Genomic DNA, 13,298 nt, shown 5'->3' on the forward strand with positions numbered 1-13,298 from the left:
GCGCCTTTGCACCATACCTCGCTGATCGCCACCATCGTCGCGGGCCTGGGTCTGGCCTTCGTTTTCGGCGCCATCGCCAACCGGCTGAAGCTGCCGGTCCTGGTCGGCTATCTGCTGGCGGGCGTGCTGGTCGGGCCTTTCACGCCTGGCTATGTCGCCGATCAGGAACTGGCGCCGCAGCTGGCCGAGATCGGCGTGATCCTGCTGATGTTCGGCGTCGGTCTTCACTTCTCGCTGAAGGACCTTATGGCGGTGAAGACCATCGCCATTCCCGGCGCCCTCGCCCAGATCGCGGCGGCGACGGTTATGGGCCTGGGCCTCTCGGTCGCCCTGGGCTGGAGCATCGGCGCCGGCGTGGTGTTCGGCCTGGCCCTGTCGGTGGCCTCGACCGTGGTGCTGCTGCGCGCCCTGCAGGAGCGACGCCTGATCGAGACGTCGCGCGGCAAGATCGCGGTGGGCTGGTTGATCGTCGAGGACCTCGTCATGGTGCTGGCGCTCGTGCTGCTGCCGGCCCTGTCCGGCGTGATGGGCGGCGTCGCGCCCGAGTCGGGCGGCGGCGGCGTGCTGACCGCCTTCGCCCTGACCATCGGCAAGGTCGCCGCCTTCGTCGCGCTGATGCTGATCGTCGGGCGGCGGGTGATCCCCTGGGTCCTGCATCGCATCGCCCATACCGGCTCGCGCGAGCTGTTCCGCCTGTCGGTGCTGGCCATCGCGCTCGGCGTCGCCTTCGGCTCGGCCACGCTGTTCGGCGTGTCGTTCGCCCTGGGTGCCTTCTTCGCCGGGATGATCATGGCCGAAAGCGAACTGTCCCAGCAGGCCGCCAACGAGACGCTGCCGCTGCGCGACGCGTTCGCGGTGCTGTTCTTCGTCTCGATCGGGATGCTGTTCGACCCGACCGTGCTGCTGCGCGAGCCGCTGGCGGTGCTGGCCGCCCTGGCGATCGTCGTGGTCGGCAAGTCGCTGGCGGCGCTGATCATCGTCCTGGCCTTCCGCCGGCCGATGAGCACGGCGCTGACCATCTCGGTCAGCCTGGCCCAGATCGGCGAGTTCTCGTTCATCCTGGCCGGGTTGGGCGTGTCGCTGAAGCTGCTGCCGGCGCATGGCCGCGACCTGATCCTGGCCGGCGCCATCCTGTCGATCCTGGTCAATCCGCTGCTGTTCGCGATGCTGGACCGGCTCCTTCCCAAGCTGATGGCCAAGGAAGGTTCGGGCGAGGCCGCGATCGCCGCCGCCGCCCGGCCGCACGCGGTGCTGGTCGGCTATGGCCGGGTCGGCAAGCGGGTCGCCGAGGGCCTGAAGGCCGTCACGCCCCTGGTGGTGATCGAGGACGACGCCGAGCGAGCCGAGGACCTGCGCGCCGCCGGCTTCGAGACGGTCGGCGGCAACGCCGTGCGTCCCGAGGTGCTGCTGAAGGCCGGGCTCTCCAAGGCCACCCACCTTTTCATCGCCGTGCCCAATCCGTTCGAGGCCGCCCGGATCATCGAACAGGCCCTCGTCGCCAACCCCCGCGCGCGGATCGTCGCCCGCGCCTATACCGACGCCGACGTCGCCCTGTTGAAGGCCGTCGGCGCCACCGAGGCCCTGATCGGCGAGGACGAGATCGCGCGCGGCATGTTGGCGAGGGCGCCGCGCAAGACGAAACCCGCGCCGCAACATCACTAGAGTATCGCTCGACGAGCAACCGCGCCCGCCTGCTCCTGGGAACAGCCTGGAACCGCCGCGAAACCCGAGCGCCAAGACCTGGGTTTGCCTGGCGGCGACGTGCGACATTGTGGCCAAAATCCCTTCGAACTTAAGGACTTGGCCAGCTGACGATTCAGGCGATAAGGTCGACGCTCGAAGCCTCGGAGCCGCCGATGGGTGGAACGCCCAAACCGACCCGCGAAGCGCGCTCTTCTCGGGAGCGACAGGCCGGCAAGTCCGCCGCCGGAGACGCGCGTTACCGGGCCATCGTCGACACCGCCGTCGACGCGATCGTGGTGATCGACGAACGCGGACGGATCGAGGCGTTCAACCCGGCCGCCGAGCGCCTGTTCGGCTACACGGCCGTCGAGATGATCGGCCACAACGTCAATATGCTGATGCCGGAGCCCTATCACGGCGAGCATGACGGCTATCTGGCGCGCTACCGGGACACCGGCGAGCGGCGGATCATCGGCATCGGCCGCGAGGTCAACGGCCTTCGCGCCGACGGCTCGACCTTCCCGCTGGAGCTGTCGATCGCCGAGTGGCGCGACCGCGACAAGCGCTTCTTCACCGGCGTCATGCGCGACATCACCGAGCGGCGGCGCGCCGAGGAGCTGCAGCGGCTGCTGGTCAACGAGTTGAACCATCGGGTCAAGAACACCCTGGCCACCGTGCAGTCCGTCGCCGGGCAGACCCTGCGCAACGCCGCCGACCTGGGCGACGCGCGGGAGTCGCTGACGACCCGGCTGCTGGCCCTGTCGCGCGGCCACGACATCCTGACCCGGGAAAGCTGGGACGGCGCCGAGCTGGCCGATATCGTGGCCGCCGTCGTGGCCAGCCACGGCGAGGTCGAGCGCTTCTCCATCGAGGGCCCGCCGGTGCGCCTGGCGCCCAAGGCGGCCCTGGCGCTGTCGATGGCGCTGCACGAACTGATGACCAACGCCGCCAAGTACGGCGCCCTGTCCAACGCGGACGGGCACGTGCGGCTCGTTTGGAAACGCGTGGCAACGGCCGACGCCCAAGAGCGGCTGAACATGACGTGGGAAGAAATCAATGGGCCAGTGGTCTCCCGTCCGACTCGACAGGGCTTTGGAACGCGCCTCATCACCGGCGGTCTGGCGCGCGAACTCGGCGGGAATGTCCGGCTCGACTATCGGCCAGGCGGCGTCGTCTGCGAGATCGACGCCGAGCTCGCCCGGACCGGGCAGTCGAACCGTTTCATCCGCGGCGCGGCCTGAACCGCTGCGCGTGCTGGTCGTCGAGGACGAGCTGTTCGTGGCCATGCTGGTCGAGGACCTGCTGAGCGACCTGGGCTGCGAGGTCGTCGGCCCCGCGGCCTCGGCGAGCGAGGCGGTCAGGCTCGCCGAGCGCGAGAGCTTCGATCTGGCCCTGCTGGACGTGAACCTGGGCGACGGCGAGACCTCGTTCCGCACGGCCGAGATCCTGCGCGAGCGCGGCGTGGCGTTCGCCTTCGTCACTGGCTATGGCGATCAGGGCGTTCGGCCCGACCTTCGCGACGCGCCGATCGTGTCCAAGCCCATCGACCCCCGACAGCTCGCCCGGGTCATCGACCGCATCGGCAATGGGTAGAGCGCGCCGCGCCGCCGCCGAAACGCGCAAGATGAACTTTTTTTAAGGGAACGATTTTTTCGCGCCGTTGCAGATTGCCGCAGGCTCACACCTACGGATGCGATTTTTCATGAAAAGAGTTTGGTTCGGCGCGGCCGCCACGGCCGCCTTGTCCCTGTCGGCTTTCGGGGCGCTGGCCCACGAACAGCATGTCTGCCTCGACGACGCCTGCGTGATGCAGTCGTTGCTGCCGGCTCCGATCGAGGGCGCGCCGGCCGGCGACGCCGCGTCGCTGGAATCGCCGCGCTACGGAACCTGGGGCTTCGACCTCTCGGGCATGGACACCTCGGTCAAGCCGGGCGACGACTTCTACAAGTTCGCCAACGGCGCCTGGGACGCCAAGACGGTGATCCCGGCCGACCGCGTCCGCTACGGCAATTTCGACAAGCTGGCCGAGCTTTCCGAAGCCCGCACCAAGGCGATCATCGAGGCCGCCGCCGCCGACAAGGCCGCGACCGGCGAGCGCGCCAAGATCGGCGCCGCCTACCGCGCCTTCATGAACGAGGCCGCGATCGAGAAGCTGGACGCCCAGCCGATCCAGCCCTGGCTGGCCGGGATCAAGAAGGTCGCGACCAAGGACCAGTTCACCGCCCTGATGGGCCGGTCCTCGACCACGCCCTACGCGGCGATCATCGGCCTGGGCATCGGCGTCGACGCCAAGAATCCCAAGGCCTACGCCGTCCACGCCTCGACCGGCGGCCTCAGCCTGCCCGACCGCGACTACTATCTGGACGCCAAGTTCGCCGACAAGAAGGCCGCCTATCTCGCCTATGTCGAGCAGATGCTGACCCTGGCCGGCTGGGAAAAGCCCGCCGAGAACGCCAAGGCCATCGTCGACTTCGAGACCAAGCTGGCCGAGGCCAGCTGGACCCGCGTCGAGCGCCGCGACCGCGACAAGACCTACAACCCCGCCACCCTGGCCGAGCTGCAGGCCCTGACGCCCGGCTATGACTGGAACAAGTATCTGGTCGGGACCGAGCTGCCCAAGGTCGACCGCTTCATCGTCACGACCAACACCAGCTTCCCGAAGTACGCCAAGATCTACGCCGAGACCCCGCTGGAGACCCTGAAGGCCTGGGAAGCCTTCAAGGTGGCGGACGGCGCCGCGCCGTTGCTGTCCAAGCGCTTCGCCGACGCCAGCTTCGCGTTCCGCAACAAGACCCTGTCGGGCCAGCCCGAGCAGCGCGCCCGCTGGAAGCGCGGCGTCGGCGCGGTCAACGCCATGCTGGGCGAGGCCGTCGGCAAGGACTATGTCGCCGCGTACTTCCCGGCGTCGTCCAAGGCCAAGATGATCTCGCTGGTCGGCGACATCCGCACGGTGCTGAAGGCCCGCATCGACTCGTCGGACTGGATGGGCCCGGAGACCAAGGCCAAGGCCCAGGAGAAGCTCGCCAAGTTCACCGTCAAGATCGGCTATCCCGACAAGTGGCGCGACTATTCCAAGCTGGTGATCAAGGACGACGACGCCTATGGCAACGCCCAGCGCGCCAGCGCCTTCGAGTACCGCCGCGACGTCGCCCGCCTGAACGGCCCGGTCGACAAGACCGAGTGGGGCATGACCCCGCAGACGGTCAACGCCTACTACAACTCGGTCAACAACGAGATCGTGTTCCCGGCCGCCATCCTGCAGGCGCCGTTCTTCCATCCGGACGCCGACCCGGCCATCAACTACGGCGGCATCGGCGGCGTGATCGGCCACGAGATCGGCCACGGCTTCGACGACCAGGGCCGCAAGTCCGACGGCGACGGCGTGCTGCGCGACTGGTGGACGGCCGAGGACGCCAAGAAGTTCGAGGTCCAGAAGGCCAAGCTGGGCGCCCAGTATTCGGCGTTCGAGCCCTTCCCCGGCGTGCACGTCAACGGCGGCCTGACCATGGGCGAGAACATCGGCGACATGTCGGGCCTCGGCTTCGCGCTGGACGCCTACCACGTCTCGCTGCACGGCCAGCCCGCGCCGGTGCTGGACGGCTTCACCGGCGACCAGCGCGTCTATCTGGGCTGGGCCCAGGTTTGGCGCCAGAAGTCGCGCGACGACGCGGTGAAGCAGCAGATCGCCAGCGACCCGCACTCGCCGGCCTATTACCGCGTCAACGGCACGGTCCGGAACCAGCCCGGCTGGTACGCGGCCTTCGACGTCAAGCCGGGCGACAAGCTGTACGTCGCGCCGGAAGACCGGGTGAAGATCTGGTAATCCGTCTACGGATTATATCTTGATCAAGGGCCGGCGCCGCCGAGCGCCGGCCCTTTTTCTTGGCCGCGATGCACGGGCGTGGGAAGGTCGCGGCGATGTCATCAAGGCGCGCCACCGCCAACTTAGTGCGTCACCCACCCGAACAGCTTATGCCCAAGCCCAAGCAGAGAAACGGCGCTGAAGAATATCCACATTGACGCGCAAAACGCTCCCCAGGACAGCGACAGCACCTTCCAGCGGCGCATGAAGAGCCTGCGCGCCGCGATAAACGCCCAGACCATCCCCAGGAAAAATCCGCCAAGCCAAAGCAGCGTCATCACGCCGACATCGCGCATCAATCATCGCTCGCACGAGTGAGAGATCCAGTTCCCGCACTCGACCTTGGAGCCGAAGGCGTGATCGCCCACCAGAAGAGCGCGTTCCAGGTCGAGATGCTATGTCCGCCCACAACGTAGAACTCGTCCACGGACGGCCCTAGTTCCGCGATACGGTGTGCGTCCGTCTCGAAGATCTTCGCGGAGCGCTCCAGCGTTCCGCCGCCGAACTTGATCTTCAAGTCCTTCGTCGCGACCGGGTGGCTCGGCAACTTTAGGGCGCCGTTCGAAAACATCAGGGCTGTGGAGAACAGCTCGCCATGATCCAGCGCCATCGACAAGGCCCAGGCGCCGCCGTTCGACCATCCGCCGACCGACCGCGCCTTCCGAGATACGGGCCTTTGCTCGACGAACGGAATGACTTCCTCGGTCACGAAGCGTTCGAACGCGTCGAACCCGGCATGGTCGCCCGCCGCCGCCAACAGCTCGCTCATGCGCTTGCCGCCAAACTGATCGTCATCGCCCGCATTATCGATGCCGATGATCACCATGTGGTCCAGGATCTTCTGCGCGGCCGATGACGGGACGTGGCTCAGAAACGGCGCATAGCTGGAGCCGTCGGCCAAGTAGACGATCTTGCAGCGCGACAAACGGCGCTGACACAGGCGCCCCCTGTATTCGTAGATGTCGCGACGGCTCTTGAGATATCGACTGTCGATCGTCCGACGCCGCGGGACAACCGGTCCAGGCTTGTTGCTCACCAGCGGGTGGGTGGCGTCCGGCCCTTGAAAGTCGCGATGGGGTCGGGGAACGCCCGCCAAGTTGGCGACCGAAAGTTCCAGGACGGCGGCGTTCAGGTCCGGAACATCGATCGAGAGGCCCCATAGGCCCGGCTCGACGGGCTTCAGGTAGGTCTGCAGATCGCAGCACAGATAAGGGGCGTCGCCGAAAGCAAAATCGGGATCGGGCGCCTTGAAGGTGATGTCGATGGTCTGGCCGTGTAGCGCATAATTCAGCGCCTGTTCGGGCGCCGCCCCCACCACTGACTCGGCGCGTTCAATAGCAAGGGGCCGCTCGCAGGCCGAAACCGCAGGCGACGCGGTACAGGCGGGCAAGTTGCGGAACCTGGGCGCGCCCTCCGGCTTCGCCCTATCCTCCGCGTGGGCGGCGCCGAAAACGAGCGCGCCGAAAACCACGCCCAGCCAAAGCTTCGCCAGGCCACTACGAACGCCAACGATTCCGTTCACTTTACCGTCCCCTGAGCCGCGCTTCGATCGCCGCGTCCACCAGGCGTCGAAAGCCGGCCATGCTGGCATTGACCGGCCCATAGACCGAAAGTCAACCGAGCAGGGATCGCCGCCCTGGAACATCGGGTCGGGATGATATTGCAGCGACAGCTGCACCTGCTGGGCGGCGAGATCGGCCTTGGCGCCGGCCTCGGGTCCCGTCAGCAGGTCGGCGACGATGGTCCGGACCATGAACAGCGACTCGTCGATGGTCGAGGAGATGCCGCCGCCGGTGATGCGGTCGCGGTCCTTGATCCAGCGCGGGCAGCCATTGGCGATGGTCACCTTGGGAAACCGCGACAGCCCCTCGACGAAGGCCCAGTGGGTCGTCGCCAGATAACCGTCCAGCAGCCCGGCCGAGGCCAGGATCAGTCCGCCGGTGCAGACCGAGGTGACGTAGGACGCGTGGGCCGCGCGGGCGACCAGGAAGTCCAGCAACGCCTGGTCGCCGATCGCGTCCTGCAGACCATCGCCGCCGCCCGGCACGAACAGCAGGTCGATCGGCGGGCAGTCGGTGAAGTCGTATTGCGGGACGATCTTCAGCACCCCGGCGGTGCGGGTCGGCGCCTTGGTCTGGCCGACCGTGGCCACCTGGATCGACCGACCGATCACCGCGCCGTCGAAGAAGGCGAACACCTCGTGCGGGCCGGCGATGTCGAGAAGATCCGCGCCCGGATAGACCACGATGCCGATCGTGAACGGCTTGGCGGGCGCGGGCTTCACCGCCCCGCTCGTCGAGGCGCCGCTCACCGGCGAAGCGCTCATTGGCGCACCGCGATGAACGAGGCGGTGACGCCCCCCGGCTCGCCGTTGTGCGGCTTGGCGCGGATGGTCGTGCCCAGCAGCGACGGGACCTGGTGGACCGCCTTGGGCCAGAGATAGCCCGGCCAGGCGTGATAGTCGTATTCCCAGCCGTCGGTCGGCGAGCCCGCGCGGCCATAGCCGTTCATCTCCACCAAGGTCGGCCCTTGGGGATCGCGCGTGATCTTGCCCTTGAGGTCGAGGACATAGCCGCCGCCCATGTCGAGCGTTCCGACCACGGTGTCGGGCGAAGGCGTCTCCAGTGTGAAGACGCCCTCGCCAAAGATCAGCGACAGCGCCTTATTGGCGTCGCCGTCGACCAGCTCGGGATTGTTCAGATAGCTGCGATAGGTCCACTGGCCGGCGATCGGCATGGCTTTCCTCCCCTAATTGGCGTGGACGACCACGTTCAGCAGTTGCGGCGTCGCCTGGGTGGCGCCGGTGTCGGCGTGATGCATGGCGTGCGGTCCGGTATTGGCCTTCAGGCCCGACGGCCCCAACCGCACCAGACGGATGGTCAAGGCCGACGGCGCGGCGGCCTTGGCGCCTCCCGCCGCCCGCAACCTCGCCAGGGGACGCGAGATCGGCACCGTGAAGGTGATCGGCCGCGTGACGATGTGGCGGCCGAACATCGACAGGGTGGCGACGAAGCCCGGCGAGTCGAGCGTGACCGGCTCGCCCTCCGGCGTATTGACCACCACGGCCAGATCGGTTCCGTGCTCGAACGGCGGCAGGTCGACGGTCAGGGTGGCCAGCAGGCTGGTGGGGCCTTCTGGCCTGGCGGCCTGGGCCAACAGGGCCGGCGGCGGCGTGACCTCGGCCACGCCCAGGCTGGTCGAGCCCGGCGCCTGAAGGCGACCGACGAACGCCTGGGCCGGCGCGGGGCGCCTCAGGGCGCCGGAGAGGGTCTTGGGCACGACGTTCTCGCCGGAGCCGGGCTGATAGTCGTAGTCGAACGCCGCCGTGCTCTCGAACGCTCCGGCGACCTGCTGGGCGGGCGGCGCGGGATTGCCGTTGACGTCGACGAAGAACAGGAACGGCTCGCGCCGCCAACGCTTCAGATCGCCCAGCGGATCGATATAGCTGGGGTTGTCGGCCGGCAGGGTGGGATAGCCCAGGGCCTGCTGCTTGCGGGTCCAGACGTCCCAGATCCGATCGATATTGGCGTGGTGCAGGAAGAACAGCGGATCGCACGGCGACAGGTTCGACTGCATGAAGCCGTCGCCATAGGTGATCGAGCCGTCCGGATTGGTCCAGATGCCGCCGACGCAGTTGTGCACCTTGTTGTGCGGCTGGCCTTCCATCACGCCAAAGCCGGTGATGCTGCTGTGATAATTGGACTTCGGACTGGCGAAGCCGATGAAGTCGCGCGGCGACAGGGCCTCGTTCAACATCCACGACGAGACGGCGTTGCTGGTCGGCTTGTCGAAGCCCGGCTTGGCCGGCGTCGAGCCGCGCGAATTGGGCGGCGCGAAGAACATCGGCCCGCCCTGGGGTCCGATATCGAACAGCAGGTCGGCCGGGAAGCGCAGGCCGCGGATCAGCAGCTGCTGGTTCTGCTGGCTGGTCAGGGTCTTCCAGAACGTCTCCAGCACGGGGCCAAACTGGCTGTTGAAGGCGTCCAGGCTCTGGATATAGGCCGGATTGTTGGGGTTCAGCACGTCGTCGAACATCGCCGCCGGCACGTTCGGGTCGGCGGTCCAGTCCCAGTAGGGGAAGGCGAAGTCCGGGTCCTCGCTCAGCAGGCGGACGGTCTGTTCGAACAGGCCCACGAAGCCCCGGTGCCAGACCACGAACCACCAGTTGCCGTGCGGGCAGTCGATCGTGTGAATCAGCGCCCGGCGGTACCAGTTGTTGGGGTCGGTCGCCGGCAGAGCCAGCATCTTGCGGATCGCCTTCTTGTAGCTCTCCAGCGCCTTCATCCCCTCCGGAGAATTGACGTTGTAGCGGCGCCAGCGGGCCTTGGCGGGCGGCGCGGCCAAGGCGACGGGCCCAGCGGCGGCCAGGGCGGCGGCGCCCCCGGCGGCCAGCAGCGCGCGGCGCGAGGGCATGGAGAAGCCGGCCTCGGCCGGCGTGGAATCGCGAGTCATCGGCGACCTCCCTTTGAGTCGAGAGCCCCCCTGGAGGGCCAATACGGAAGACGGTGATACGCTTACGGTCACGCGCGGAGGGTCGGACCCGCGCCGGAAGCCCGGCGCGCGAGGCGTTCAGGTCCTCGCGCCTCTCCTGTGTGGGACGCGCCCACCCGGGATATACTACTTATGCGCTAAGATAACGCCAGCTAAATTTATAGATTAAAGCTCAATGGTCTTGGCGTCCCATCTGGCGTGTTGCGCGCCGCCGCCAGACGCGCTCTATCACCCCGGTTGACGCGTTGGGGGGACGAGCATGGCGCTGGACGACGAAGCCGAGCGCAAGCCGCTGGCGCCGCGCCTACGCCGCCTGGGTCCCGGCCTGATCACCGGGGCGGCGGACGACGATCCCAGCGGCATCGCCACCTATTCGCAGGCCGGCGCCCAGTTCGGCCTGAACATGCTGTGGACCGTCGTCCTGACCTATCCGCTGATGGTCGCCGTGCAGTCGATCAGCGCCCGCATAGGCCGTGTCACCGGCCACGGCCTGTCGACCAACCTCGGCAAGATCCTGCCGCGCTGGCTGGTCACGGCCCTGGTCGGCCTGCTGTTCTTCGCCAACACCATCAATATCGGCGCCGATCTGGCGGCGATGGGGGCCGCCGGACGGCTGGTGACCGGCGCCAACCAGCACCTGCTGACCATCGCCTTCGCGCTGATCACGGTCCTGCTGCAGGTGTTCGTGCCTTATCATCGTTATGTCAGCCTGCTGAAGTGGCTGACCCTGGCGCTGTTCGCCTATGTCGCCGTCGTCTTCAGCGTCAAGATCGACTGGGGCCAGGTCGCTATCCATACGATCTTCCCGCGCCTTCCGGACCAGGGCTGGATCGTCGTGGTCGTGGCCGTCTTCGGCACCACCATCAGCCCCTATCTGTTCTTCTGGCAGAGCTCCGAGGAGGTCGAGGAAGAGGAGGCCAAGGGCGCCGCCCCGCTGATCGCCGCGCCGGAGGCCGCCGCCGAGGAGTTGGACCGGATTCGCTGGGACACCTTCATCGGCATGGGCGTGTCGAACCTGATCGCCTTCTTCATCATCCTGACGACGGCGGTGACGCTGAACACGCACGGGATCACCGACATTCAGACGTCCGAGCAGGCGGCCCTGGCCCTGCGGCCGATCGCCGGCCAGATGGCCTTCCTGCTGTTCGCCCTGGGCGTCGTGGGCACCGGGCTGCTGGGCGTGCCGGTGCTGGCCGGCTCGGTCGGCTACGCGATCGGGGAGCTGCGGGGCTGGACCTGCGGGCTGGAGCGCAAGCCGCGCGAGGCGCCCGCCTTCTACGCCGTGATCGTCGGGGCCGTCGTCCTGGGCCTCGTGGTCGACTATTCGGGACTGGACCCGATCAAGGCGCTGTTCTGGAGCGCCGTGGTCAATGGCGTAACGGCCGTGCCGATCATGGCGGCGATGATGCTGGTGGCCAGCCGTCGACAGGAGATGGGCCCGTTCGTGGCCACCCGCGCCCAGGTCGTCTTCGGCTGGCTGGCGACCCTGGTCATGGCCGTCGCCGCCGTCGGCATGTTCCTGACGTTATAGGTCTGGTCCGCGACATCTCCGTCCGAGGCCGGGGCCAAAGCGCTCGCGCGGCCGGCGCGCCGGACGATCGCGCGCTGAAAGCCAGGCTTCGCCGGACCTGGAAATCTTTTTGACGGAAGAGTCAAAATTTGAAATCGAGAGGCCAGATACACCAAACCCGCCGCGGGGGATAATCGCGACGGGCTGGCTATTTCTCGATCATTCGATCTAGGCGGGCGTTTCCTCCCCGAAACGCCGAAGGAAGGGAGCTCTCTGTCGGGCCCGTTTCTTCCTTGCAGTGTCAAGAAACGTCAAATTCGTGACGGTGTCAACGCGTCAAAGCCAGAATCCGTAATGGGTTGGACGAATTTTTGACGCCCGCGCCGTAGTTTGGACCGAGCAGTCGAATTTACCCCCGAAATCCGGCGTTATTTTTGACCAATCCGTCAAAAATTAAGGTTCGAGCGTGGCGACGAACTGGTCGAGCACCGCCGAGCGCGACTCGAAAACATAGTCCGGGCGCGACACGGTGACGGGTTCCACCCCGGCGGCGGCCAGGGCGGCGGCCGCGTCGAACAGGTCGCCGGTCGCCAGCAGCACGCCATTGGCCCGGCGCGACCCGCCCTTGGCCACGAAGCCGGCCACGGCCGCCTGGGCCGCCGCGTCCTGCTCGGCCGGCCAGGCCAGGGTCGCCAGCTTGGCCGCCCGCCCCTTGGCCTCGACCACCGACAACATGCGCCTGAGACTCTCCAGCTGCTCGGCCGACCAGCTGGCGACCCGCGAGGCGGTCAGCTGGGCCTGGCTCTTCAGGATCACCCCGTCGGACAGGATCTTCAGCCCGTTGGCCGCCAGGGTCGCGCCGGTGGTGGTGATGTCGACGACCAGCTCGGCGGCGCCGGCGGCCGGGGCCCCCTCGGTGGCGCCGCTGCTCTCGACGATCCGATAGTCGGCGATGCCGTGCCGGGCGAAGAAGGCGCGGGTCTGGGTGACGTACTTGGTCGCCACCCGCAGGCGCCGGCCGGTCTTGGCCAGGTGCAGGTGCCCGACATCGTCGATGTCGGCCATGGTGTCGACGTCGATCCAGCTCTTGGGCGCGGTCACCACCAGGTCGGCGCGGCCGAAGCCCAGGGCCCGCAGCAGCATGACCCGGCCGTCCATGTCGTCGCCGCGCTCGCGCAGCAGGTCCTCGCCGGTGACGCCCAGGTGCAACTCGCCGCTGTCCAGGCCCGCGGCGATGTCGCCGGCCGACAGCAGGCGCACCGAGACGCCGGGCAGGCCGCCCAGCTCGGCCGAATAGCCGCGCGCCCCGCCGGTCATTTCCAGCTTGAAGCCGCAGCCGGCCAGCCAGTCCTCGACCTGGTCCTTCAGGCGCCCCTTGGACGGGATGGCGAAGATCATCGGATTGGCGCTCATCAGGCTTGCCCCCCGGCATAGGCGCGGGCCGGGCGGACCATGCAGCCCACGGCGCCCGTCGTCGTCGTCGTCGTCACGCCCAGGCGTCCGGGCAGGCCATCATAGCGGCCGCCGGCGGCGACCGGGGCCTCGTCGCCCAGGGCCGCCGAGCGGACCTCGAACAGCAGCCCGTCGTAATAGCCGAACGCCCGGCCGAAGGCGGCGGCCAACGTGGCCTTCTCCAGCGGAACGCCGCGCGCGGCCATCCCCGCCAGGCGCGCCCGCCAGCGGGCGACGGCGGCCTTCAGCCCCGCATCGTCCGGACCCGCCAGGGCGACGATGGCGTCCAGCGCCGCCTCC

Annotated in this window: 11 protein-coding genes; 5 read left to right on the forward strand and 6 right to left on the reverse strand. The window is 68.0% G+C overall.

What is annotated here, in order from left to right:
• The first annotated feature begins 6 nt into the window (after positions 1-6).
• From ybaL to FCU40_RS14060, 4 genes are all read left to right on the forward strand, one after another.
• Positions 7-1,662: a YbaL family putative K(+) efflux transporter gene (gene ybaL / locus FCU40_RS14045; protein WP_168075703.1), complete on the forward strand. Its 1,656-nt coding sequence runs from the start codon at positions 7-9 to the stop codon at positions 1,660-1,662.
• 194 nt (positions 1,663-1,856) lie between these two features.
• Positions 1,857-2,924, forward strand: coding sequence for a PAS domain S-box protein (locus FCU40_RS14050; protein WP_168075705.1), 1,068 nt, complete (start codon positions 1,857-1,859; stop codon positions 2,922-2,924).
• A 4-nt stretch (positions 2,925-2,928) separates the two neighbouring features.
• Positions 2,929-3,276 (forward strand): response regulator, encoded by a 348-nt coding sequence (locus tag FCU40_RS14055; protein WP_268743940.1) that lies wholly within the window; start codon positions 2,929-2,931, stop codon positions 3,274-3,276.
• Between the two features lie 109 nt (positions 3,277-3,385).
• Positions 3,386-5,506 (forward strand): M13 family metallopeptidase, encoded by a 2,121-nt coding sequence (locus FCU40_RS14060; protein WP_004615813.1) that lies wholly within the window; start codon positions 3,386-3,388, stop codon positions 5,504-5,506.
• Between the two features lie 122 nt (positions 5,507-5,628).
• Here the strand turns inward: FCU40_RS14060 and FCU40_RS14065 are convergent, their stop codons facing one another.
• The 4 genes from FCU40_RS14065 to FCU40_RS14085 are packed head-to-tail and all read right to left on the reverse strand — an operon-like array spanning position 5,629 to position 9,997.
• Complete coding sequence (locus FCU40_RS14065; RefSeq protein ID WP_168075709.1) at positions 5,629-5,841, reverse strand: hypothetical protein; 213 nt, start codon at positions 5,839-5,841, stop codon at positions 5,629-5,631.
• Positions 5,841-7,871, reverse strand: a complete 2,031-nt coding sequence (locus tag FCU40_RS23350) for an alpha/beta hydrolase-fold protein (RefSeq protein ID WP_241693620.1) — start codon at positions 7,869-7,871, stop codon at positions 5,841-5,843. The genes FCU40_RS14065 and FCU40_RS23350 overlap by 1 nt, the downstream gene beginning before the upstream one ends.
• A complete protein-coding gene (locus tag FCU40_RS14080) occupies positions 7,868-8,281 on the reverse strand; it encodes a hypothetical protein (RefSeq protein WP_168075713.1) in 414 nt (137 codons plus the stop codon). The genes FCU40_RS23350 and FCU40_RS14080 overlap by 4 nt, the downstream gene beginning before the upstream one ends.
• Positions 8,282-8,293: 12 nt before the next feature.
• On the reverse strand, positions 8,294-9,997 hold the full coding sequence (locus FCU40_RS14085) for a tyrosinase family protein (RefSeq protein WP_168075715.1): 1,704 nt from the start codon (positions 9,995-9,997) through the stop codon (positions 8,294-8,296).
• A 298-nt stretch (positions 9,998-10,295) separates the two neighbouring features.
• On the opposite strand from FCU40_RS14085, the gene FCU40_RS14090 reads away from it, so the two are divergent.
• The gene (locus FCU40_RS14090) at positions 10,296-11,567 is read left to right on the forward strand and encodes a divalent metal cation transporter (protein WP_168075717.1); all 1,272 of its coding nucleotides are present in this window, start codon (positions 10,296-10,298) and stop codon (positions 11,565-11,567) included.
• A 432-nt stretch (positions 11,568-11,999) separates the two neighbouring features.
• Here FCU40_RS14090 and hisG read toward each other — a convergent pair whose 3' ends face one another.
• Positions 12,000-12,959, reverse strand: coding sequence for an ATP phosphoribosyltransferase (gene hisG, locus FCU40_RS14095; protein WP_168075719.1), 960 nt, complete (start codon positions 12,957-12,959; stop codon positions 12,000-12,002).
• The coding region (locus FCU40_RS14100) for an ATP phosphoribosyltransferase regulatory subunit (protein ID WP_175582083.1) at positions 12,959-13,298 on the reverse strand (340 nt) is incomplete at its 5' end. The genes FCU40_RS14100 and hisG, both read right to left, overlap by 1 nt.

Origin of the sequence: Caulobacter sp. SSI4214, from assembly GCF_012184455.1 — a bacterium.
Lineage (GTDB): Bacteria > Pseudomonadota > Alphaproteobacteria > Caulobacterales > Caulobacteraceae > Caulobacter > Caulobacter vibrioides_E.